The sequence below is a fragment of the Rhizobium aouanii genome, from assembly GCF_037002925.1.
GTDB lineage: Bacteria > Pseudomonadota > Alphaproteobacteria > Rhizobiales > Rhizobiaceae > Rhizobium > Rhizobium aouanii.
The window spans coordinates 113,953-135,754 of the sequence record NZ_JBAMYD010000019.1; the positions used below are offsets into that span (position 1 = coordinate 113,953).

The following is a 21,802-nucleotide window of genomic DNA, read 5'->3' on the forward strand; positions in this document are numbered from 1 at the left end:
GCTCGGTGAGTGGCCTGCCTGGTATTTCCACGAGCGCAATACCGACACGCGCGAAACGTCTCGCGATCCGGAGACGGGCGAAATGCGACCCGATCCTGCATGAACCCACCTCAGTCACGCTTGTCGGCCGGCAATAGGATTAATGGGATTCGACTACTTCTTTGCCAAAGCAACGCCATTGCGTTGCGCATCGCGAACGACGTTTTCCGAGAAGCCGTGTTGAAGGGCCTCCTCGACGAATTCGCGCACTAGGCGACCTGCGGTTTGGTTAGAACCACTGACGGCGATCGTTTGCCTGATAACGAGAAAAGATTCCACCAAAACGCGGAAACCCTTGCGCGCGCTCGCAAAGCGCTCAAGCGCTTGCCGTACACCGGCCGCGGCGTGGTGTCTACCTTCGACCAGCATTTCAAGGGCTTCCCCCGGTGTCGGCGAATGAAGGATTTTGGCATGCACGAGACGGCGGGACAAATAGAGGTCATAGGCAGCGTTTCGGGTGACGCAAATTTCCACGCCTTCCGCGTCGAGGTCCTGAAGGGTGCGATAGGATGTTGCCTCATGAACCACAAGCGTCCCCTCGATCAGTGCATAGGCAGGCGAAAACAGCAGCCTGTCTTCGCGCGCCGGATCGGCGGCCAGGAAGGCAATGTCCCACTCGTCCTGATCGACCCGCTCAAGGATACTGGCTGCCGAAGGATAGGCGACGAATTCGACGCGACAGCCAAGGCGCTCGGCAAACTCTCTGGCGAGTTGCGGGCTGACACCTTCAAAGGCTCCTGTATTCGGATCGAGCTGCACCAAAGCGATATTGGCAAGGTTAACCGCCGCCCGCAGATAGCCTTTCGGGATCAGTGCGTTGAGCGAAGCTGCGATATCGTCGGTCATGTCTCGATCTCCTGCCGGACAGCACAATCTTGCAGTCACTGTTGCCTGAATTTCGCCGCCAGCGCCTCGGTTCCGCGTGCGAGAAGGCCGACGTCGACACCGACCGCCGTAAAAGTCGTTCCGAGTTCGATACAGCGTGCAGCGAACCTGGTGTCCGGCGTCAGAATGCCGGACGGCTTGCCGAGAACCGCAAGGCGGCTGATCGCATCCTCGACGGCAGCCACGACCTCAGGATGGCCGGGTTCCCCCGGATATCCAAGGCTGGCGGCAAGATCCGCCGGGCCGATGAAGACGCCATCGATACCGTCAACCTGGGCAATGGCTTCCAATGCCTCGAGAGCCGCGCGGGTTTCCAACTGCACCAGCAGACACAGTTCTTCTTCTGCCCGCCTGGCATAGCCCGCGACACGCCCGAAACGCGTCGCCCGCGTCAGTCCCGAAACACCGCGGATGCCGGCGGGCGGATAGCGCATGGCAGAGACAGCAGCTTCGGCTTCCGCACGGTTCTGCACATAAGGAATGAGGAGTGTCTGAGCGCCGATATCGAGGTAACGCTTGATCAGCACTGCATCGTTGCTTGCGGGCCGGACGATCGCCGAGACATCGTAGGCCGCGACTGCCTGCAACTGCGGCAGCACCGTCAGGACGTCGCCTGGCGAATGCTCGGTGTCGAACAGCAGCCAGTCGAATCCGGAGGGCGCGACGATCTCCGCCGCATAGCTGCCCGGGAGGCTGCACCAGAGGCCGATCTGCTGCCGCTTTTCGAGGAGCGCGCGTTTGAAGCGGTTTTCCGGAAGGTTCATGGATCACCTATAGAAACGAGACGCCGAGCGCGCCGATCGGACCGTAATCTGCCTGGATGACATCACCAGCCGCAATGTCGACCGGCCGCGTGAACGAGCCCGCCAGCACGATCTGACCCTTCTCCAGTTTGCCGCCAACCGCATGGAGCTTATTGACAAGCCACGCGACACCCGCCGCCGGATGCCCCATAACGGCGGCCGATACACCGGATTCCTCGATGATCCCATTCTTGGAGAGCGTTGCCCCGATCCAGCGGATATCGACATCCATCGGACGGATGACGCGGCCTCCGACGACAATGGCGCCGAAAGCGGCGTTGTCGGCAATGGTATCGGTAATCGCGCGGGGAACCTCGGTCCTGTAGTCGATGATTTCGAGCGCTGGCACGATGAATTCGGTGGCGCGCATGACGTCGTAGATGCGGGTGCTCGGGCCTTCGAGATCCTCGCCCATGATGAAGGCAAGTTCCACTTCGAGGCGCGGCTTGATGAAGAGATCGGCCCTGATCTGGGCGCCGTCGTTGAACAGAGCATCATCGAGGATGCGCCCGTAATCCGGCTCGGTCATCTTCGATGCCATCTGCATGGCCCGCGATGTCAGGCCGATCTTGTGGCCCGCGACGCGCGCACCTTTGGCAATTCTGCCTTCCGCCCAAAGATCCTGGATGCGATAGGCATCCTCGATTTCGATGTGCGGATAAGTCTTGCTGAGCTGCGGGATCGGCACCCGGTCTTCCTCGGCGGTCAACAATGCCTGTGCCGCAGCGCGGCGTTCTTCATCCGTCAACATGGATGTGGTTCTCCCGTTTGCTTATTTGATTGGCGCGCGCGGCAAGACCGCCTCGCCGGGCTCCATCACGTATGTGTATTCCAGGGAAAACCAGGGAATATCGACGCTCGGATCGTCCGGATGCGGTTCGTCATGCTGCACGAAATCACCCGTCAGCGCTGACGTGACGCCGAACTGAACGTCGGAATCAATATTTGGGTCGCTGGGGTCGAAGACCTGAGAAATAAGCGTCTTGTAACCTTGCTTGAAGATCAGCGCATGCAGATGCGCCGGGCGATAAGGATGACGTCCCTGCACCTTCAAAAGCCGGCCGACAACACCGTCCACAGGGATGGGATAGCCCACCATCTTGACCGTGCTGAACCAAAAGCGACCATCTGCGTCCGTGGTGAATTTGCCCCGCAAGTTCATCTCGGCCTGATCGGGATCCTGGTTCTCGTAGAGTCCGACGGGCGATGCGTGCCAGACATCCACTTCGGCGCCCGCAATGGGCTCACCGTGTCTGTCGACAACCCTGCCCCGAACAAACAGCGGAGACCCGGGCGTATCCGAACGGATAATCGTGCCGCCATTTTCAACGCGCGGAGAGTTGAGGCGCCAAAAGGGGCCAAGCAGCGACTGGGACGTTTCGGTCTGACCCTGATCGCCGTTGTTGAGCAGGCAGACCAGCGTTGAAACGCCGAGCGAACCCGACATCAGGACGAACTCGTTGTGGCTGTCCGTCTGCAATTGACCGATTTCGTTGAGGACCGCCGTGGCCTCGCGGAACTCCGGCTCCGTCAAGCGGACTTCGCGAACAAAGGCATGCAGATGCTTCACCAGTGCCGTCAGAATCTCGCGAAGACGGTCATCAGAGGTCTGCTCCATGACCTTTAGAGCCGCCGCCGTCACATCCTCTTGCGTCCGTATTACCATCTCACACCTCCCTGTGGGCGTGCCTGTTTTGAAAAATCATCGATTATTTGTCAAGTCCAACCTCCGCGCAAACGTGGGATATTTCAAAGAAATAGCTGTAGATCGCTCGAAACCTATCAAAATACCTTTGATTTTATTCAATAAAATTTACATCGGGCCGATCTTCCTCCGAAGATTGGCGCCCAGCCGCGCCAAACTGTTGACAGGAATAATCGTTTATTATACGGATCGTCGATAATGAAACTCGCCATCAGAAACAGCGGAACCATCTGGGAGGATGTCAATTGCAACCAGGACCTGGCAGCCTCATTTTGGAAAGCGGCGCTGAGGCGGCAACGCCATCCTTTTCGGATGACGGCAAGAACACGATCGCCAGCCAGTTGGTATCGCGATTGCGCGAGGCGATCATTTCCGGCGAGCTCGAAGCAGGCAGCAAGATCAATCTCGATCGGGCAAAACAGAGTTTTAACGTCAGCCTCAGTCCTTTGCGCGAGGCGTTGGCGCGCCTGATTTCGGACGGGCTCGTCGAGTTCGAAGACAATCGCGGCTACCGCGTGTCGCCCGTTTCGCTGTCGAACCTCGAAGAGATTACCAGTTTGCGCGAGGAATTCGAAACATATGCGTTGCGGGAATCCATGCGCGTCGGCGATGTCGATTGGGAAGGCAATGTCATGCGTGCGCTGCACCGCCTGAACCGCACGGAACGGGATGCGGCAAAACCCGAAACGCTCGAGCAGTGGGAAGCCGTCCACCGGGAGTTTCATCTGACCCTGATTTCGGGCTGCCGCAAGCCGCTGCTTCTCAGTTTCTGCAAGACCATGCTGAACCTGAACGACCGCTATCGGCGCACATTTCTGACCCGCACATCCGGCGACCGCAATGTCAGCGTTGAACATAGCGAAATCGCCCAAGGAACAGTGGCGCGGGATATGGACTATGCCTGCGACCGGCTGCGCGAGCACATCCATCGTACCGGCACAAATCTGCGACGACATCTCGCCGAAAAGGGAATTGCCTGAATGGAGACCCGGGAGGAAACCATGCCAGCCAGGATTTCAGTGCCACCGCTGGGGGTCGCGCATTTTTCAGCAATTGATGTCGAGCCGGCAAAATTCGTGTCGATGGCAGCCGCAGCTGGCTTTTCCTCGATTGGCCTGCGCCTTCATCCGGCATTTCCCGGCGCTCCTTACTATGAGCTGCCGGCGGGAAGCGACGTGGCTCGTGACGTTAAAGCCCGTCTGAATGGCGAAGGAATCTCGCTTTACGACATCGAATTCGTTGTCATCGGGCCGGACTTCAATCCCGACGCTCTGACGTCAATGCTTGCAGGCGCCAGCGCGCTCGGTGCTCGCCGTCTCAGCGTTTGTGGCGACGACCCGGATCGGGGGCGCCTTGTCGCCAATTTCGGGGCGCTTTGCGACCTCGCGGCCGCCTTCGGCATGGGCGTCGATCTTGAGAACATGGGCTGGCGCGCAGTCGCCAGCTTTCAAGACAGCCTCTCGATCGTGCAGGATTCGGAACGGAAGAATGGCGGTGCGCTGGTCGACGCGCTGCACTTCTTCCGCAATGGCGGCCAAACCAAAGATGTCTCTGCTGCCCCTCAAGGCATGATCAAGAGCATTCAGCTCTGCGACGCGCGGGGACCTGCGCCGATAACGGCGGACCAAATGGTCAACGAGGCCAGAACGGGACGTTTTGCGCCGGGGCTGGGTGCGCTTCCCATCGCGAGCCTGATGCAAGTGTTGCCCGCAGGCGCTGCCGTCTCGGTGGAGGTGCCTATCCATTCCAGCCAGGCGCCCGAGGAGCACTTGCGTCACCTTCACGATGCCGCCCGTGCATTAATAGGCTAGTCACGAGCAACAGCGCAACGGCCAATACGACAAGGAGACAGGCAGAGGAGCCTGTCGGCGAAGAGAGATATTGTGATGAACTACGTGCTGAATTTCAGCGTTGTCTTCGAAAAGATGCCCGACCTGCTGATGGGGGCGCTAGCCACGATTGGCCTTGCACTTGCCGGCATGTCGCTGGCGCTGGTGATCGGCGTGATCGGCGTTGCGGCCCGGACATCGAATATCCGTCCCTTGCGCTCGGCCGTCATCGCCTTCGTCGAAGTGGTCCGCAATACCCCTTTCCTGGTGCAGATCTTCTTCATCTTCTTCGCCCTGCCGATGATGGGTATTCGCCTCAACCCCACGGCCACGGCGATCATCGCGCTGGCCGTCAATGGCGGCGCCTATGCTATCGAAATCATTCGCGGCGGTGTCGACAGCATCCAGAAGGGTCAGGTCGAAGCCGGACTCGCGCTCGGCCTGCACAAGGCGCAGGTGTTTCGCCTCATCGTCCTGAAGCCGGCACTTAGGGCTATCTATCCCTCGCTGACCAGCCAGTTCATCATGCTGACACTGACCACATCGGTCTGCACGTCCATTGCTGCCTACGAGCTAACCTCCGTTGCCCAGATCATCGAGTCCGACACGTTTCGCAGCTTCGAGGTCTATTTCACGATCACGCTCATGTACCTCGTCATCTCCTGGATGATGATGGGGCTGTTTGCGCTGATCTCGCGGCATTTTTTCAGCTATCCGGTGCGGTGAGGAGCAGGACAATGGGTGTTATCGGTCAAAACGAAATGCTTTTCCTGCTGCAGGGCCTGAAGTGGACGCTGCTTCTATCTGCGATCGGTTTCATCGGTGGCGGCCTATTCGGGCTCGTCATAGCGCTTGCCAGGACGTCTGCACATTCCCCGCTGCGCAAGACGGCGGCGGGTTATATCTCGGTCTTTCAGGGTACACCCCTGCTGATGCAACTGTTCGTGGTCTATTACGGCATCGCACTTGTCGGCATCAGCGTTGAGGCATGGGCGGCCGTGGCCATTGCCTTCACGCTGCATGCTAGCGCATTCCTGGGCGAAATCTGGCGCGGCGGTATCCAGGCCATCCCTAAGGGGCAAAGCGAGGCTGCGAATGCACTCGGCCTTCATTATGTCTCGCGGATGAAGGACGTGGTCCTTCCGCAGGCCTTCAAGGTCTCGCTGCCGGCAACCGTCGGTTTCCTCGTCCAGCTCATCAAAGGCACGTCGCTTGCCGCCATCGTCGGCTTCATCGAACTCGCGCGCGCCGGACAGATCGTCTCGAACCAGACCTACAGACCGCTGCTGATCTTCGGCATCGTCGGCGCGATCTACTTCATCATTTGCTGGCCTCTGTCTCTCTATGGCGCCCGGCTCGAAAATCGGATGGCAAAGGCCGCCCGGTAAGTTGGCAATCCAACACACGCATAAGCTCTTATCAAACAAGGAGGAGAAGGTAATGATCAGCAGCTTTAAGACCGGCCTGAAGCGCCGTGGAATTCTGTTCACGGCTGCAGCCGTGATGGTGGCCCCGTGGCTATCGCCCATATCTGCACAGGCTGCGACGGTGGAAGAAGTAAAAGCCAAGGGCAAGATCGTCGTCGGCATTCAGGGCGACAACGCACCCTGGGGCTTCGTCAATTCGAGCGGCGTTCAGGATGGGTTCGACGCCGATATCGCCAAGCTGTTCGCCAAGGAACTGGGTGTCGAGGTCGAGTTCTCACCGCTCGCGGTTGCCAATCGCATCCCGGCACTCGTTACCGGCAAGGTCGATATCCTGTTTGCCACCATGGCAATGACCGAGGAACGCGCCAAGTCGATCCAGTATAGCAAGCCGTATGCGGGCAACACGATTTCGCTCTATGGTCCGAAGGACAAGAAGATGGCCAAGGTCGAAGATCTTTCCGGCATCGCAATCGGCGTGCCGCGGTCAAGTTCGCAAGACAAGGCGGTCACTGATGCGGTCGGCTCCAATGCAACGGTCCGCCGCTTCGACGATGATGCGGCCACCATTCAGGCGCTGCTTTCCGGCCAGGTGCAGGCGGTCGGCGGCAACCAATTCTACCTCGACCGTCTGGAAACGGCCAGTGCCGGCACATACGAACGCAAGATCGATTTCCTGACGACGTTCAATGGCGTCGGCACACGACTTGGCGAGAAGGACTGGAATAAAACCGTCAACGCCTTTCTCGACAAGATCATGGCGAACGGCGAGCACGCTAAGGTCTACGCCAAGTGGATGAAAGTGGACGTTCCGAAGTTCCCCGAGTCCATTCCGAACATCCCCTTCACCATCAACTGATACATGTTCTACGCCGGAGATCGCCGTGCCGCACGCAGCTGATAATCGAAGCCCGCTACTCTCCATGGAAGCGGTGGATAAATGGTACGGCGCATTCCAGGCGCTGAAGAACATCAACCTTACGGTTCGCAAAGGCGAGAAGATCGTCCTTTGCGGACCGTCCGGCTCCGGCAAGTCTACTCTTATTCGCTGCATTAATGCGCTCGAGAAAATCGAAAAAGGCACGATCATGGTCGAGGGGACAAAGCTCGATGACAGCGGCAAGTCGATCGACGCGGTGCGCCGCGAAGTGGGCATGGTGTTCCAGAGCTTCAACCTCTTCCCGCACATGACGATCCTGGAAAACTGCACGCTTGCGCCGATGCGCGTACGCGGCGCCAGCAAGGCGGATGCCGAGAAAATCGCTCGAAGATATCTCGAGCGCGTCCGCATTCTCGACCAGGCCGGCAAGTACCCGGCCCAGCTTTCCGGCGGACAGCAGCAGCGCGTGGCCATTGCCCGTGCGCTCTGCATGGAGCCGAAAGCCATGCTGTTCGACGAGCCGACCAGCGCACTCGATCCGGAAATGGTCAAGGAAGTCCTCGACACGATGATCGGTCTCGCCAGGGACGGCATGACGATGATCTGCGTGACCCATGAAATGGGCTTTGCCCGGCAGGTGGCCGATCGTGTGATCTTCATGGCCTCTGGCGAAATTATTGAAGAGGCACCGCCGGAAACGTTCTTCCGCAACCCGACACATTCCCGCACACGGGCCTTTCTTGGCGAAATCCTGGCTCATCACTAAGGTAATTTTCATATGCTCGTTTCCGACGAAACAACGAAACGCGCTGTGCTGGTGGGACTGATCGGCGCTGATATCCAGACGTCGAAATCCCCTGCCCTGCACGAGCGCGAAGGCGTACTTCAGGGCCTCAACTATCGCTATGAACTCCTTGACCTTGCGGAGCGCGGCCTTCCGGCTATCGCGCTGCCCGATCTCCTTGCGGAAGAGGAGACACGCGGCTTTGCGGGGAGCAATATCACCCACCCCTGCAAGCAGACGGTGATTCCGCACCTGACGGACCTGTCCGAGGACGCGCGCATGCTCGGCGCCGTCAACACGGTCGTGTTCAAGGATGGAAAACGGACCGGTCACAACACGGACTGGTACGGATTCTATGAAAACTTTCGGCGCGGACTTCCTGACGTCCCGCGGCATCGGGCTGTTCTTCTCGGCGCCGGCGGCGCTGGTGTCGCGGTCGCACATGCTGCGATGAAACTCGGCATCGAGCGCCTGTCAATTTTCGATCAGGATGCTTCCCGCGCGGGCCGTCTGGCCGAAGATTTGAACAGCCGGTTTTCCGCCGAACGGGCTTTCGCGATCACCGATGTCGGCGAAGCGATGCGGAGCGCCGACGGTCTCATCCATGCGACGCCGACTGGAATGAAGAACCATCCCGGGCTGCCGATCGAAGAAAGTTGGCTGGAGCCCCGTCACTGGGTCGCGGACATCGTCTACATGCCGCTGGTGACCGAACTTCTGGCCCTTGCAACCCGTCTCGGCTGCCGCACCTTGCCGGGCGGCGGAATGACGGTGTTTCAGGCGGCCGCGGCGTTCAAGCTATTCAGCGGTATCGAACCCGACGCCGAACGCATGACCGCCCATTTTACCGAACTGTGCAGAGCCTCCTGATCCAGGCTGGCGAAGGAGGACAGGATGCCGCACATTGTTATCGAGTATAGCGAGGGAGCCGGAAGCCGCATCGACATGCCGGCGCTGGTGAAGGCCGTTCATCGCAGCGTGCGTGACTGCGGCGCGGTCAAGCCGAATGCCGTCCGCACATTCGCCCGCGAGGCGACGCATTCGCTGGTCGCCGACGAGCATCCCGCCAACCAGTTCGTGCAGATCATTCTACGCATCGCCCCCGGCCGCCCGGCCGACGAAAAGCAACGGATATTACAAACGGTTTATGACGCCGCGGCCAGTATCGCGCGTCCAGCCCTGGACCAAGGACGCTGCGCCCTGCGCGCCGATCTTATCCAATCGGATCCGGATTTTGCGATCCAGGAAAACACTCTGCCGTGACCATTCCGGCAGGTCGAAAGGAAGACACATGAGCCTGATCTACGTTCTCAACGGTCCAAACCTCAATCTGCTCGGCAAGCGCCAGCCGCATATCTACGGCCACGAGACGCTCGCCGATGTCGAGGCCGATTGCCGCCGGCTGGCTTCCGAACTTGGTCACGACATCCGCTTTCACCAGAGCAACCGCGAATACGAAATCATCGACTGGATCCATGAAGCGCGCGAGGACGCGGCTGGCATCGTCATCAATCCGGCCGCCTTCACCCACACTTCCGTTGCCATTCTCGACGCGCTGAACACCTTCGAGCAACCGGTGATCGAGGTACATATTTCCAACGTCCACAAGCGCGAGGCCTTCCGTCATCATTCCTTCGTCTCGCACCGCGCTGATGGCGTTATCGCGGGTCTCGGCACGGAAGGTTACCTGCTGGCGATCCGCCGAGTGGCAAGCCTGATCACGTCTGCCGGGAAGAAGTGATGACGAGGGTTGCGGCATGGATCGGAAAGTAAGGCTTGCGTGCTCGGCGCCGGCCTGATCGGCAAGCGGCATACCCGGCACGTGCTTGCCGAGCCGCAGGCGGAACTTCTGGCCGTCGTCGATCCGATGCCGCTCGGACAGCAGATCGAGCGGGAATCCGGCCCTAGATGGTTTCCGAGCTTTGCGGCCATGATCGAGACGGGCGCCCCGACGGCATCATCGTCGCGACGCCCAACCAAGTCCATATCGCCAACGAAGCCGAAGCTCTGGGCTCATCGCAAATTTGGATTCTGTGCCCCAGCCACCCGCCCCTGTCCTCCGAGGCTCCGGCCTGATCACCTGAGGATGACGGCCAGTTGGTGTGCCTGGGGCTAGACTAGAGGGCTGATCGCTATGGCGTCGGGTGGGCGAAGTGGTCGATGTGCGCTCTTATGCGCCAGCCCTATCGAAATACCAATCGATCACCGGCAGCATGGCCCTGTTATAGGGGTGCGCCGAGTGATCGGCCGAGCGGATCGCCACAGCACCCGCGATCTCCTGGTCCTCGGCGACGAGCATGTGGCTCTCGATCCGTTCGACCATTTCGTCTGCCGTCATGCCGAAGCGGAAGAGCCGCAAGAGCGTCACCGTTCGGTTGGAATAGCTGGCGAAGAGCCCCTGCCCCGCCACCGAATGAGCCAGGTCCAATCCGGTCTCCTCATGGACCTCGCGGCGCATATTGGCTTCGATGTCGCAGCGGCCATCGACGATATCTTCCGCTTCCAGCGAGCCGGCGGCGAAATAGACCTGGCCGGCATTGGCGGTATGGGCGCCCATGCGGATCGCCACCAGCGCGCCGTCGGAGCTTTCGAGCACCGGATAGGCGAAAACGTGCAGGCCGCCCTGGCGCTGCGGCTGGCGGCGCCACCACATGAAAGCGGAAAAGGGAGTGACGTAGCCCTCGCCCAAAATTCCCTCTTCAGTCAGCGACAGCTGCTGCAGAAACACCAGGCGCCCGTCGAAGAGCGCCGGGTTGGCAGCGGTTTCCCTCTCCCAATTCTCGCCGATCGCCGCTTCCTCGGCGATGACGAAAGGATGAGTACCGGGCAGAACGCGCAGATCGACGCCGGCGATCGGGAAAACGGTGGCTTCCGGCGGCCAGCCGGCGAAATCATCGGAAAAATCGGTATTCGCAAAATTCATGTTCAAATTCGTTTTCATGGGAGATCCAATGTCATGACGACGGGGCAGTGATCGGACGCCTTCGGCCTGTCCCAGCCGGTGCGCGGATAACGCTCCACTTCCTGCCCCGGCGGGAAGATGGTGCGGTAGGGCTGGCCGCTGCGGATGATTTCGGGCAGGCGGCCGGAATTGTGGGCGGCAAGTGCTGGCGAAAGCCAGAGATAGTCGAGTTGGCAAAGCCACTGCTCCTGTGGCCCGCGCGCGTGATAGAGCGTCCAGCGGTCGAGGGGTTCGCGGCGGCGCACGACATTTTCGGCAAAGCCGTCGCTACTGAAAACGTCGAGCGCGCTTTCAGTCTCGTTCTGATGTTCGAAGCGATAGCCGGTGCCCCGGCGGCCGATGACATCGACACGCTCCTGATAGTCGTTCATGTCTCCGCAGATGGCGAAGCTCTTCGTGCCGGCTTGCTCCGCCCCGAAGCGATCCTCGATGATGCGGCGCACGGCGCGCGCCTCGGCGCGGCGGATCGGCATGGTCGATTGCCGCCCGTCCAACCCGTCGCGCGGATTGCCCATCGACTTGAAATGCACGACGTAGAGCGAAAACGGCCGTCCGCCGATCAGAAGGTCGAGCTCCAGGCAATCGCGCTTGAAGATCTTGTCGTCGATGCGGTTGGTGAGCGCCAGTTCCTCATTGAAGAGATCGAGATCGCGATAGGTCGTCATCGCATGGCTGCGGATGTCCTTAAGCTCGATCTTCTGCCCATCGCGCGTCTCCTCGCGCATGAGGACGGCAACATCGATGCCGCGGCTGTCATTGCCCTCGACCAGGAATTTCTGGCGGTAGCCGTTTCCGACCATGCGGAAGAGATAGCCGTATTCGAAGGCCTGAAGGGCAGCCATGTTGTCGATTTCCTGCAGGCAGAGGATATCGGCGTCAGCGTCGGCGATCGCAAGGGCCGACATCTGCCGCGTGTCGTCGGTCGCAGCGATCACCCGCGCCTGCTCGAGCTGCTGATAGACGCCCTCGCTCGACACCTGGAAAAGCTTGATGACCCGATCCTGGCGCAGCTGGTTGCGAAAGCCGGTGAAGTCGAAACGGGTGAGCAGGTTTTCGACGTTGAAGGTGGCGAGACGAAACGACATGAAATGAGTCCGGTTGCGGGCAGTACCTTAACCGGTAGAAACAGCAGGAAAAGATGGCGGCGGCAAGAAAAGTGCGAATGGCCGTGGCTTTTGAAGCCTCGGACGTGATTGCCTGTGACTTAGGCCGCTGACATTCTCCCGCAACCGCGGCACACTTTTGCGCGACATGCATTAGGCCACTTCCTTAAAGCCGCCACCCGGCGCGGATGACGACGTGTACGGCTTCACCGGGCACGACAGGGACACGGCTGAAGGCGCGCAGCGTCTGGCCGTTGCCGAGCGTCAGTTTCACAGCATAACGCTCGCCCTCGAAGAGCGCGGATTCGACGATTGCCCCAGCCCCCTCGCCGCCGATGATCACATCCTCCGGCCGCACGAGAATATCGGCGCCATCAGTATTGGCGGCATGAAGCGCATCCTGCAACTCGTCCCACTCCAACTGGCGTTCGCCGCCCATCACCTGCAGCGTCAGGATCGCGCCCCGTCCGATCAGGCCGCCGACGATGCGCCCTTCCGGCCGCGCGTAGATCTCGGCGGGCGCCGCCACCTGCAACAGCCGCCCTTCCGACATGACGGCGACGTCGGTCGCCAGCGCCATCGCTTCGCTCTGGTCGTGGGTGACGTAGATCATCGTGGCGCCCGAGCGCTGGTGGAACTCGCGGAAAGTCTCCTCCATCTCCTGCTTCAGGTGCCGGTCGAGATTGGCGAGCGGCTCGTCGAGCAGCACCACGTCGGGCGATGTCACCAGGCAGCGGGCAAGCGCCACGCGCTGACGCTGGCCGCCGGAGAGATCGGCCGGGCGCCGTTCGGCGTAGTCGGCGAGCCGGACGGTGCCGAGCGCGTCGCCCACCTTCGCCCTATAGGCCTCGCCCGAGATGCCGCGCACCTTGAGGGGATAACCGACATTGTCGGCGACGCTCATATGCGGCCAGAGCGCATAGGACTGGAAGACCATCGCCATGTTACGCCTTTCCGGCGGCAGCGACTGCGCGGCGTCGGCAAGCAATCTCTCGCCGAGATGGATCGAGCCGTCGCTCGGCGTCTCGAAACCGGCGATCATGCGCAGCACCGTCGTCTTGCCGCAGCCGGAAGGCCCAAGCAGCGCCAGGAAGCCCCCCTCGCGCACCTCGAGCGAAAAGCCGCTGACGGCGGCGCGCCCAGTGCCGAAATCCTTGCCGAGCTGGTTGAGGATCAGCCTCGCCATGGGACCACTCCTTTCGGCAGCCGTTTCGCCAGAAGTTCGAGCAGCAGCATCAGCACGACGACCATGAGCACGACGAGAACCGAGAGCGCCGAGGCAAGGTCGGAGCTGCCGCTGTCGTCGAGATTATAGATGGCGACGCCGAGCGTCTGGGTGCCGGCAGACCAGAGCAGCGCCGAGATCGTCAGCTCGTTGCAGGCAATCAGAAAGACAAGAATAACGGAGGCGCCGGCGGCCGGCGCAATCAGCGGCACGATGATATCGGCAAGCCGGCGGAAGAAGCCGGCGCCGGAAAGCCGTGCCGCCTCTTCCAGAGCCGGATCGAGCTGGTGGAAGGCGCTGACCACGGGTTTTAGGCTGACGGCGAAGAACGAGGAGAAATAGGCGATCAGGATGATCCATATCGTGCCATAGAGCGACAGGTGGAGGATCGGGATCGGTGCTGCGAACACCAGGATGAAGCAGACCGCCATGACGATGCCGGGCAGCGAATAGGGTATCTCGATCAGACTGGAGACAATGCGGGAAGCCGCATCCCTGCGCCGCGTCAGCGCGTAGGCCGCAAGCACCGTCACCACGAGGAGACCAAGCGCGGTCGCGCCGGCGAGCGACAGCGAGTTGATAAAGGCGGTGCGCGTCACCGCCTGCCGGAACAGGATCTCCTCGAAGGCATGCAGCGACATGGTCTTGAAGGTGAGCGGCACACCATAGGCCGGCACCAGCGCGCCGGCGACCAGCGCGAAGAATGGTGCAGCCAGCATGAAGAACAGTATCGTCCAGAGGAGTGGCGTGAACGCCAATCGCCAAGCGCCGAGCTCGAAGGCGGCACTCGCCCCAGATAGCCCGATGACGCGATAGTCGCGGCCACGCAATGCCCGGTCCTGGATCATCAATCCTGCAACCGAGATCATCGCGATAATCGCAGAGAGCACGGCGACGTCGCCGAAGGTGCGGCTGGTGAAAGCGGAAAACTTGGTGAAAACAAGCGTCGGCAGCGTGAAGATCGAGGCCGGAATGCCGAGAATGGCGGGAATGCCGAAATTGCCGGTGCAGGAGACGAAGGAGATCGCCGCACCCGCAATGATGCCGGGCAGCGACAGCGGCAGGATGATGTCGCGGAACACTCGCAGGCTGGAGGCGCCGGAGAGCCGTGCCGCCTCGACGCCGTCGCGCGGCAGCGTCATCAGCCCGGCCCGGAGCGCCAGATAGACGAGCGGCGCATGCTGCACGCCATAGAGCAGCGCGATGCCGCCGACCGAGTAGAGCGGCTGCGGCGAGCCGAGCGGCGGGGCGATGGAGAGCGCCTTCAAGAGCGGGCTGGAGGGGCCTGACATCTGCACCCAGGCGAGCGCCGTTACCTGCGGCGGGATCATCATCGGCAGCACGAAGAAGAAGCTGAGCAGCCCCTTGGAGCGGATATCGGTCAGCGTCAGCAGGAAGGCGAAGAGGCAGCCGATGGCGAGCGAGATGATTGTGCCCAAAATGGCGGTGACGATGGTGTAATAGGTCGCCGACCACAGCGAGGCTTCGCTCAGAACATCAATCACGCCGCCGCTGGCGAAGGCTGCGATCCCGACCATGGCGAGACGGGCGAGCGGCAGCACGCTGAGGATCAGGACGATGACGACGACAAAAGGAAACAGCCAAGCGGGCTGGCTGTTTCCGGTTTTGATGTATCCGTGCATGAAGGGATCAGTTCGAGCCGTAGATGCCCGAGAAGGTCTTGAGATCCTGGTCGGTATTCTTCAATGCTTCGGCCGCCTTGATCGGCAGGACCTTGATGCTGTCGCGCGCCGGAAAGCCTTCCGGCAGCTTCATGCCGTTGCGGGCCGGGATGTAGCCGAGCTTCAGGAAGCCTTCCTGGCCCTTTTCGGAGAGCACGTAATCGACGAATTTCTTGGCGGCATCGGCATTTTTGGTGCTGGCGAGGATGCCGACAGGCTCGGTGACGGCCGAAACGCCTTCGCTCGGGAAAACGAATTCGACGGGCGCGCCCTTGGCCTTCTCGCGGATCGGCAGGTAATCGACAACCATGCCATAAGCCTTTTCGCCCGAGGCGACCGACTTCAGCACGGCGCCATTGCCGCCGGCAGCGATCGCGCCATTTTCCGCAAGCGACTTGTAAAAGTCCCAACCGAGTCCGGGAACGGCGGCAAGCGTCTGGGCGTGGATGAGGGCCGCACCCGAGGCAAGCGGGCTTGGCATGGTGACGAGGCCCTTGGCTTCGGGCTTCGTCAGGTCCTTCCAGCTCGCAGGCTTCATCGCGGCCGAGGTGTTGTACATGATGCCGGTGGTGATCAGCTTGGTGGAGTAGTAATAGCCGTCGGCGTCATAAAGGGTGGCGTCGTATCTTGCGGCTTCCGGCGACTTATAGGCCAAGAGCTTGCCGTCTTCCTTGAGGCGCTCCAGCGTCACTACGTCGGCGATGAGGAGAATGTCGGCAACGGGGTTGCCGGCCTGGATCTCGGCCTGGAGTTTCGCCATGATCTTCGGCGTGCCGTCGCGTACCCAATCGACTTTGATATCGGGATTGGCGGCCATGAAGCCATCGACCGTCGCCTGCGCGTCTTCGTTCGGCTGGCTGGTGTAGAGAACGAGGTTTGCGGCAGAAGCCGGGATGGCAAAGAGGCTCGCGGCGAGAAGGGCTGCGGCGGAAACGGTCGTTTTCATGGGAGGGGTCCTCGATTTCGATACTCTTCCCTTATTAGGGGTCGTTGACAGAGATGTGACAGGGCGCGGCAGCCCACCAGGCCCTGGCTTCACAACCTTCCTTGATGTCCACCGGCTTTGCCGACAATCGTACCGATCGCGCCCCCCGCAATCTTGCCGGTATCGTCTCCACCCTGTGAAAGAGCCGATCATGTGGTACCCTCGCGCGCAAGCGATCACACACAGGCGTGAACACCGGCGATTTGCCATTGCCGGGCTTTGCGCTACGTCACTCACGTTTCGATGAAGGAGGAGTTTCAATGGAATATCGTCTGCTTGGCCGTTCCGGCCTCAAGATTTCGACATTGACCATGGGCACGATGACCTTCGGCGGCGTCGGCTGGGCGAAGATGGTCGGCGATCTCGGCGTCTCCGAGGCGAAAAAGATGATCGATATGTGCATCGATGCCGGCATCAATCTGATCGACACCGCCAACGCCTATTCATCAGGCGAATGCGAAAACATCATCGGTGACGTGCTCTCCGGTAAGCGGCCGCAAGGCGTGCTGCTCGCCACCAAGGCCCGCTTCAGCATGGGCGACGGCCCGAACGACCAGGGTCTGTCGCGCTACCACCTGATCCGCGAATGCGAGGCGAGCCTCAAGCGCCTGAAGACCGATGTCATCGACCTTTACCAGGTGCATGAATGGGACGGCCAGACGCCGCTCGAAGAGACGATGGAAGCCCTCGATACCCTGATCAGGCAGGGCAAGGTGCGTTATGTCGGCTGCTCGAATTATTCCGGCTGGCACATCATGAAGGCGCTCGGCATCGCCAACGAGCACAGGTACCAGCGCTTCGTGAGCCAGCAGATCCACTATACGCTGGAAGCCCGCGACGCCGAATACGAGCTGCTGCCAATCTCGATCGACCAGGGTCTTGGCGTGCTGGTCTGGAGCCCGCTGGCCGGCGGCCTGCTCTCCGGCAAGCATCGCCGCAACCAGGCAGCGCCCGAAGGTACGCGCCAGTTCGCCGGCTGGACCGAACCGCCGATCCGCGACGAGAACCGCCTCTGGAATATCGTCGAGACGCTGGTCGCGATCGGTGAGGAACGCGGTGTTTCCGCCGCACAGGTGGCGCTCGCCTGGCTGATCGGCCGCAAGGCGGTGACCTCGGTCATCATCGGCGGCCGCACCGAAGCCCAGTTCCGCGACAACATCGCAGCCGCCGAGCTGAAGCTCACGGACGAGGAGCGCAAGCGCCTCGACGCGGTCAGCCTGCCGCCGGTGATCTATCCCTATTGGCACCAGCTGAACACGGTTAGCGACAGGCTTGGTGAAGCCGATCTCGAGCTTTTCGGCCCGCATCTTCAGCAATAGCGTCGGACGCTCCTCCCTTGCACGGTGAAAGATATGCGTCACAAAAGATGCACTTTCACCGTGCTACCATGAGATCCCGCCACCGCAGCGAGGGTTTCCATGCTGAAGAACTACCAGGTCTTGAAAGGCACGGCGAGCGCGCTCGCCCTCGATGACGACAACGATCCCCATATCGAGATCCGCATCGAGGCGGACGGCGTCAGCTACCGCATCGCGCTGAACGTCCGCTCGAAGATGTCACCGCACGACCTCCTCTACGCCAATATCGTCGATTTCAAGCATCCGGCACTGACGGACGCGCTCGAAGCCCTGCCGATGGGCCTGACCGACATCCGCAAGGACCATCCGGAGCTTGCGATCGATTATGTCCGCGGCGGGCTGATCGAGCGCGAGGACATGAATGTCGCGCCCTTCCAGCTCTCCGGCCCGAAGAACGATCTTAGGGAATTCATAGAGCCTATCGTCGAGGAAGGCATTGCCGATCCCGACATCCATTTCTATGCCTTCGGCGAGGCCTGGGGCCCCGAGCACAACAAGCCCGACCAATATTTCGATTTCGAGCCGGGCAACGGCATTCACGACATCCACATGAACCAGGGCGACGGCGGCAGCTTCAAGGCCACCAACGGCCCGAACCAGGACGGGGCGCTGCTCGTCCATTTCACCGATACCGACGAATGGGCGGCAATCTTCCTCTGCTTCCAGTCTCAGAACTGGAATACCGACGGGGCGACCGGCGATCCGGTTTCCGACAGCCGTGGCGGCCAGGGCCGCGGCGAAGGCACACGCCGGCCGCAGCCGATTGTCGCCTCGTCGCTGCGCATCGTCGCCGCGCTGATCAACCCGGTCAACGGCGAAGGCGGCACCGAGGCCGAAACGGTGACGATCATAAACCGCTCCGACATGGAGGCATCGCTCGAAGGCTGGAAGCTGGAGGACGAAAACGGCAGGGCCCAGACGCTGTCGGGATCGCTTAACGCAGGCGAGCTGCGCACCATAGCGCTCGATGCCGCAGCCGGCGGCCCGCAGCTTGCCAACCGGGGCGGCGACATCATCCTGCGCAATGCGGACGGCGCCGTCGCCGATCGGGTCGGCTACGGCAAGAGCGAGACGGCGAACGAAGGCTGGACGACGATCTTCTGATCGGCGTTCTGCCTGCTGTTTTGCCGACCTAAAAACGTCTGTAGTGAGAAAGGGTCTGCTGCTTGCTCCCTCTTCTCCCCAGCGGGGAGAAGGTGCCCGCAGGGCGGATGAGGGGGCCGCATGGCACGCCCGTCATTGTTGCACTTCGCTTGCACTCCGTGCATTCGCGGCTTCGCCGCTCACCCCCTCATCTGCCTGCCGGCATCTTCTCCCCGCTGGGGAGAAGGGAATGTGGCGGCGTCTCGCTCAGCTACCGATTTCGGCCGAGATCAGCGCGCTCAGGCGGCCGATGCCGTCCTCGATCATCTGCTCGTTGGCGCAGGAGAAGCTGAGGCGGAAGGTGTTGGCGCCCGAACCGTCGGCGAAGAACGCCTTGCCGGGCACGAAGGCGACCTTGGCAGTCTCAAGCGATTTCGCCAGCAGCTTGGCGCCGTCCATGCCCTCCGGCAGCGTGATCCAGATGAACATCCCGCCTTCCGGCTTCGTCCAGCTGGTGCCTTCAGGCATGTATTTCTCAAGTGCGTCGAGCATGCAGTCGCGACGTTGGCTGTAGGCGGTCTTGATCTTGGCGACCTGCGCGTCGAAGCCGCGCTCGGCGACATCTGATATTGCCATCTGGTTGATCGTCGAAGAATGCAGGTCGGCCGCCTGCTTCATCAGCACCAGCTTGCGGATGACGGGCGCATTGGCGACGATGAAACCGACGCGAAGGCCGGGCGCCAGCGTCTTCGAGAAGCTGCCGCAATAGATCGTGCGCGTCTCGTTGATATGACCCTTCTCGGCGATTTCGAGCGCCAGGATCGGCGGGATCGGATCGCCATCGTAACGCAGCGACTGGTAGGCCGCATCCTCGATGACGGCAATGTCGAGATCTTCCGCCAGCGCCAGGACCTTCTTGCGGCCATCGAGATCGACGGTCTCGCCGGTCGGATTGGAGAAGTCGGTGGAGAGATAGGCGAACTTCACCTTGCCGCCGGCAGCGGAAGCAGCCGCGCGGTAGGACTCGGGCGTCCGGTTGCCGTTCGGCGTCAGCTGGTCGTAGGCCGGTTCATAGGCGTTGAAGGCCTGCAGCGCGCCGAGATAGGTCGGCCATGTCACGAGCGCGGTGTCATCAGGCGACAGGAAGAGCTTGCCGAGATAATCGAGGCCCTGCTGCGAACCGGACACGATGAAAACGTTGTCGAGTTCGCAGGGGATGCCGAGAGCCGCCATCTGCCCGACCAGCCATTCGCGCAGCGGCTTGTAGCCCTCGCTGACCGAATATTGCAGCGCCGAGTTGACGGCGGCGCCGTCGAAGATATCGGCATAGGCCTGCTTGAATTCCTGATCGGGAAAGAGCGCCGGATCCGGAATGCCGCCGGCGAAAGAGATAATGTCGGGCCGGTCGAGAAGCTTCAAGAGCTCGCGGATCTCGGATGCGCGCATGCGCGACGAGCGCGACGCAAACATGGTGTCCCAGTTCAGCATGAGGTTTCCTCGTATTTTTCTATTCCCCTAGCAGAGACCATGCCGGAGATTTTATGTCAATAATACTGACCTATTTTCTTGTCTCTGTGACAAGAAAGCGATTATTCCCCTGATCGATGCCGAAACCGGCTGATTCAGGCCTTTCCAAGACCAGCCCGGCGGCAGTAGTGTCGCCGCCACTATTCAATGTACTATCAAGGTGCCAGCAATGACCGCGACGACGACCTCTCCTGAAATCAAAATCGAATTGCACACGTCTCCCGTCTCCGACGCCGATCGCATCCAGGCACTGGAGACGCCCGGCTTCGGTAAGGTCTTCACGGATCATATGGTCCTGGCACGATGGACTGCCGACAAGGGCTGGCACGATGCGAAGGTTACGCCGAGGCGTCCTCTGGAGCTCGATCCTGCAAGTGCCGTGCTGCACTATGCTCAGGAAATTTTCGAAGGCATGAAAGCCTACAAGGCAGACGATGGCCGGATTCTGCTCTTTCGACCTGAAGAGAACGCCCGCCGCTTCGCGAAGTCGGCGACCCGCATGGCTATGCCTCCTGTGCCCGAAGAACTCTTCCTGAAGGCGGTCGAAGAACTGGTCCGCGTTGACAAGGCCTGGATTCCATCCGGCGACGCCAGTCTCTACCTTCGCCCCTTCATGTTCGCCAACGAGGCGTTCTTGGGCGTTCGTCCCGCTCAGGAATATGTCTTCTGCATCATCGCCTCTCCAGTCGGCGCCTACTTCAAAGGCGGGGCAAAGGCGGTCTCCCTATGGGTCGAGACCGAATACACCCGTGCTGCCGCCGGCGGCACTGGTGCCGCAAAATGCGGCGGAAACTACGCAGCCAGCCTCGTGGCGCAGGCCGAGGCGGCGAAGAAGGATTGCGATCAGGTCGTCTTCCTGGACGCAGCAGAGCATCGCTGGGTCGAGGAACTCGGCGGCATGAACGTCTTCTTCGTCATGAACGACGGATCGGTGGTGACCCCGCCCCTTGGCGGCACGATCCTGCCGGGTATCACCCGGGCCTCGGTGATCGTGCTCGCTGAAGAAAAGGGCTTGCGCGTCGAGCAGCGCCCCTATTGCTTCGCGGAATGGCAGCAGGACGCAACCAGCGGCAAGCTCGTCGAAGCCTTCGCTTGCGGCACTGCCGCGGTCCTGGCGGGCATCGGCCTGGTTCGACATGCCGGCGGCGAGTTTCTGGTCGGAGACGGACAGACCGGCAAGTTGACCAGCGAACTGCGCCAGCAGCTCGTCAGCCTGCAGAAAGGCGTAACCAACGATGAGCGCGGCTGGACGCGCCTTATCCCGGCCTGAACTCCGGACGCTTCACGCCAACGGCGGCGTCAACACCGACATGGTAGGCGCCGCTCTCCGCCTCGCCCGCAAAGCCGCCGGCTGGCGATATATTCCGCCCTCGCCGGAGTTCGTTTCGATCTGCACGATACGATGTTCTTCGAGCCGACAGCCATTAGATCAGGATGATTTTAGGCCCGATCGGCCTAAAATCTGAATCCTGATCTAAATGAAAGAAATAGAGCATGGTGTCGTCCGAAAACCGCGCACACTTTTCGG

The 21,802-nt window shown here is 61.0% G+C and carries 22 protein-coding genes; 12 read left to right on the top strand and 10 right to left on the bottom strand.

Going from position 1 to position 21,802, the window contains the following annotated elements:
• Nucleotides 1-153: 153 nt before the first annotated feature.
• Genes V8P77_RS28555 through V8P77_RS28570 form a run of 4 tightly spaced genes read right to left on the bottom strand, consistent with a single transcriptional unit; the run spans nt 154 to nt 3,393 of the window.
• Nucleotides 154-885 carry a transporter substrate-binding domain-containing protein gene (locus V8P77_RS28555; protein ID WP_335915443.1) on the bottom strand — a complete coding sequence of 244 codons (732 nt, stop codon included), beginning with the start codon at nt 883-885 and terminating at the stop codon, nt 154-156.
• A 35-nt stretch (nt 886-920) separates the two neighbouring features.
• Nucleotides 921-1,688 carry a 4-hydroxy-2-oxoheptanedioate aldolase gene (gene hpaI, locus V8P77_RS28560; protein WP_335915444.1) on the bottom strand — a complete coding sequence of 256 codons (768 nt, stop codon included), beginning with the start codon at nt 1,686-1,688 and terminating at the stop codon, nt 921-923.
• 7 nt (nt 1,689-1,695) lie between these two features.
• Nucleotides 1,696-2,478 carry a 2-oxo-hept-4-ene-1,7-dioate hydratase gene (gene hpaH / locus V8P77_RS28565; RefSeq protein ID WP_335915446.1) on the bottom strand — a complete coding sequence of 261 codons (783 nt, stop codon included), beginning with the start codon at nt 2,476-2,478 and terminating at the stop codon, nt 1,696-1,698.
• Between the two features lie 21 nt (nt 2,479-2,499).
• Nucleotides 2,500-3,393 carry a dioxygenase family protein gene (locus V8P77_RS28570; protein ID WP_335915447.1) on the bottom strand — a complete coding sequence of 298 codons (894 nt, stop codon included), beginning with the start codon at nt 3,391-3,393 and terminating at the stop codon, nt 2,500-2,502.
• A gap of 284 nt (nt 3,394-3,677) precedes the next feature.
• Here V8P77_RS28570 and V8P77_RS28575 point away from each other — a divergent pair, with 284 nt between their 5' ends.
• From V8P77_RS28575 to aroQ, 9 genes are all read left to right on the top strand, one after another.
• Entirely contained in the window at nt 3,678-4,412 is a 735-nt protein-coding gene (locus V8P77_RS28575; RefSeq protein WP_373694613.1) for a GntR family transcriptional regulator, read from the top strand.
• Nucleotides 4,413-5,243 carry a sugar phosphate isomerase/epimerase family protein gene (locus V8P77_RS28580; RefSeq protein WP_335915448.1) on the top strand — a complete coding sequence of 277 codons (831 nt, stop codon included), beginning with the start codon at nt 4,413-4,415 and terminating at the stop codon, nt 5,241-5,243.
• Between the two features lie 75 nt (nt 5,244-5,318).
• On the top strand, nt 5,319-5,987 hold the full coding sequence (locus V8P77_RS28585) for an amino acid ABC transporter permease (protein WP_335915449.1): 669 nt from the start codon (nt 5,319-5,321) through the stop codon (nt 5,985-5,987).
• 11 nt (nt 5,988-5,998) lie between these two features.
• The gene (locus V8P77_RS28590) at nt 5,999-6,649 is read left to right on the top strand and encodes an amino acid ABC transporter permease (protein ID WP_335915450.1); all 651 of its coding nucleotides are present in this window, start codon (nt 5,999-6,001) and stop codon (nt 6,647-6,649) included.
• Between the two features lie 115 nt (nt 6,650-6,764).
• A complete protein-coding gene (locus V8P77_RS28595; protein WP_335915482.1) occupies nt 6,765-7,544 on the top strand; it encodes a transporter substrate-binding domain-containing protein in 780 nt (259 codons plus the stop codon).
• Nucleotides 7,545-7,608: 64 nt separating this feature from the next.
• Nucleotides 7,609-8,331, top strand: a complete 723-nt coding sequence (locus V8P77_RS28600; RefSeq protein WP_335915483.1) for an amino acid ABC transporter ATP-binding protein — start codon at nt 7,609-7,611, stop codon at nt 8,329-8,331.
• Nucleotides 8,332-8,343: 12 nt separating this feature from the next.
• A complete protein-coding gene (locus tag V8P77_RS28605; RefSeq protein ID WP_335915451.1) occupies nt 8,344-9,219 on the top strand; it encodes a shikimate dehydrogenase in 876 nt (291 codons plus the stop codon).
• A 24-nt stretch (nt 9,220-9,243) separates the two neighbouring features.
• Nucleotides 9,244-9,612, top strand: a complete 369-nt coding sequence (locus V8P77_RS28610) for a 5-carboxymethyl-2-hydroxymuconate Delta-isomerase (RefSeq protein WP_335915452.1) — start codon at nt 9,244-9,246, stop codon at nt 9,610-9,612.
• 28 nt (nt 9,613-9,640) lie between these two features.
• Nucleotides 9,641-10,090, top strand: a complete 450-nt coding sequence (gene aroQ, locus V8P77_RS28615; protein ID WP_335915453.1) for a type II 3-dehydroquinate dehydratase — start codon at nt 9,641-9,643, stop codon at nt 10,088-10,090.
• Nucleotides 10,091-10,519: 429 nt separating this feature from the next.
• Here aroQ and V8P77_RS28620 read toward each other — a convergent pair whose 3' ends face one another.
• The 5 genes from V8P77_RS28620 to V8P77_RS28640 form a co-directional block, all read right to left on the bottom strand.
• Nucleotides 10,520-11,290, bottom strand: coding sequence for an NUDIX hydrolase (locus tag V8P77_RS28620; protein ID WP_335915455.1), 771 nt, complete (start codon nt 11,288-11,290; stop codon nt 10,520-10,522).
• Entirely contained in the window at nt 11,287-12,396 is a 1,110-nt protein-coding gene (locus V8P77_RS28625; protein ID WP_335915457.1) for an endonuclease/exonuclease/phosphatase family protein, read from the bottom strand. The genes V8P77_RS28620 and V8P77_RS28625 overlap by 4 nt, the downstream gene beginning before the upstream one ends.
• Nucleotides 12,397-12,580: 184 nt before the next feature.
• On the bottom strand, nt 12,581-13,600 hold the full coding sequence (locus tag V8P77_RS28630) for an ABC transporter ATP-binding protein (RefSeq protein WP_335915458.1): 1,020 nt from the start codon (nt 13,598-13,600) through the stop codon (nt 12,581-12,583).
• Nucleotides 13,588-15,282: an ABC transporter permease gene (locus tag V8P77_RS28635; protein WP_335915459.1), complete on the bottom strand. Its 1,695-nt coding sequence runs from the start codon at nt 15,280-15,282 to the stop codon at nt 13,588-13,590. Before V8P77_RS28635 ends, V8P77_RS28630 begins: the two co-directional genes overlap by 13 nt.
• 7 nt (nt 15,283-15,289) lie before the next feature.
• Nucleotides 15,290-16,267 (bottom strand): ABC transporter substrate-binding protein, encoded by a 978-nt coding sequence (locus V8P77_RS28640; RefSeq protein ID WP_335915461.1) that lies wholly within the window; start codon nt 16,265-16,267, stop codon nt 15,290-15,292.
• 299 nt (nt 16,268-16,566) lie between these two features.
• Here V8P77_RS28640 and V8P77_RS28645 point away from each other — a divergent pair, with 299 nt between their 5' ends.
• Nucleotides 16,567-17,625 carry an aldo/keto reductase gene (locus tag V8P77_RS28645; protein WP_020050726.1) on the top strand — a complete coding sequence of 353 codons (1,059 nt, stop codon included), beginning with the start codon at nt 16,567-16,569 and terminating at the stop codon, nt 17,623-17,625.
• Nucleotides 17,626-17,724: 99 nt separating this feature from the next.
• On the top strand, nt 17,725-18,768 hold the full coding sequence (locus V8P77_RS28650) for a DUF2278 family protein (RefSeq protein WP_335915462.1): 1,044 nt from the start codon (nt 17,725-17,727) through the stop codon (nt 18,766-18,768).
• Between the two features lie 246 nt (nt 18,769-19,014).
• Here the strand turns inward: V8P77_RS28650 and V8P77_RS28655 are convergent, their stop codons facing one another.
• On the bottom strand, nt 19,015-20,235 hold the full coding sequence (locus V8P77_RS28655; protein ID WP_335915463.1) for an aminotransferase-like domain-containing protein: 1,221 nt from the start codon (nt 20,233-20,235) through the stop codon (nt 19,015-19,017).
• A gap of 208 nt (nt 20,236-20,443) precedes the next feature.
• Between V8P77_RS28655 and V8P77_RS28660 the strand changes: the two genes are divergently transcribed.
• Entirely contained in the window at nt 20,444-21,544 is a 1,101-nt protein-coding gene (locus V8P77_RS28660) for a branched-chain amino acid aminotransferase (RefSeq protein WP_335915464.1), read from the top strand.
• The last annotated feature ends 258 nt before the right edge of the window (nt 21,545-21,802 follow it).

Bases quoted from the DNA above. Each gene is read 5' to 3' on its own strand.
- V8P77_RS28555 (WP_335915443.1), bottom strand. From the start codon at position 885: ATGACCGACGATATCGCAGCTTCGCTCAACGCACTGATCCCGAAAGGC.
- hpaI (WP_335915444.1), bottom strand. From the start codon at position 1,688: ATGAACCTTCCGGAAAACCGCTTCAAACGCGCGCTCCTCGAAAAGCGG.
- hpaH (WP_335915446.1), bottom strand. From the start codon at position 2,478: ATGTTGACGGATGAAGAACGCCGCGCTGCGGCACAGGCATTGTTGACC.
- V8P77_RS28570 (WP_335915447.1), bottom strand. From the start codon at position 3,393: ATGGTAATACGGACGCAAGAGGATGTGACGGCGGCGGCTCTAAAGGTC.
- V8P77_RS28580 (WP_335915448.1), top strand. From the start codon at position 4,413: ATGGAGACCCGGGAGGAAACCATGCCAGCCAGGATTTCAGTGCCACCG.
- V8P77_RS28585 (WP_335915449.1), top strand. From the start codon at position 5,319: ATGAACTACGTGCTGAATTTCAGCGTTGTCTTCGAAAAGATGCCCGAC.
- V8P77_RS28590 (WP_335915450.1), top strand. From the start codon at position 5,999: ATGGGTGTTATCGGTCAAAACGAAATGCTTTTCCTGCTGCAGGGCCTG.
- V8P77_RS28595 (WP_335915482.1), top strand. From the start codon at position 6,765: ATGGTGGCCCCGTGGCTATCGCCCATATCTGCACAGGCTGCGACGGTG.
- V8P77_RS28600 (WP_335915483.1), top strand. From the start codon at position 7,609: ATGGAAGCGGTGGATAAATGGTACGGCGCATTCCAGGCGCTGAAGAAC.
- V8P77_RS28605 (WP_335915451.1), top strand. From the start codon at position 8,344: ATGCTCGTTTCCGACGAAACAACGAAACGCGCTGTGCTGGTGGGACTG.
- V8P77_RS28610 (WP_335915452.1), top strand. From the start codon at position 9,244: ATGCCGCACATTGTTATCGAGTATAGCGAGGGAGCCGGAAGCCGCATC.
- aroQ (WP_335915453.1), top strand. From the start codon at position 9,641: ATGAGCCTGATCTACGTTCTCAACGGTCCAAACCTCAATCTGCTCGGC.
- V8P77_RS28620 (WP_335915455.1), bottom strand. From the start codon at position 11,290: ATGAAAACGAATTTGAACATGAATTTTGCGAATACCGATTTTTCCGAT.
- V8P77_RS28625 (WP_335915457.1), bottom strand. From the start codon at position 12,396: ATGTCGTTTCGTCTCGCCACCTTCAACGTCGAAAACCTGCTCACCCGT.
- V8P77_RS28630 (WP_335915458.1), bottom strand. From the start codon at position 13,600: ATGGCGAGGCTGATCCTCAACCAGCTCGGCAAGGATTTCGGCACTGGG.
- V8P77_RS28635 (WP_335915459.1), bottom strand. From the start codon at position 15,282: ATGCACGGATACATCAAAACCGGAAACAGCCAGCCCGCTTGGCTGTTT.
- V8P77_RS28640 (WP_335915461.1), bottom strand. From the start codon at position 16,267: ATGAAAACGACCGTTTCCGCCGCAGCCCTTCTCGCCGCGAGCCTCTTT.
- V8P77_RS28645 (WP_020050726.1), top strand. From the start codon at position 16,567: ATGGAATATCGTCTGCTTGGCCGTTCCGGCCTCAAGATTTCGACATTG.
- V8P77_RS28650 (WP_335915462.1), top strand. From the start codon at position 17,725: ATGCTGAAGAACTACCAGGTCTTGAAAGGCACGGCGAGCGCGCTCGCC.
- V8P77_RS28655 (WP_335915463.1), bottom strand. From the start codon at position 20,235: ATGCTGAACTGGGACACCATGTTTGCGTCGCGCTCGTCGCGCATGCGC.
- V8P77_RS28660 (WP_335915464.1), top strand. From the start codon at position 20,444: ATGACCGCGACGACGACCTCTCCTGAAATCAAAATCGAATTGCACACG.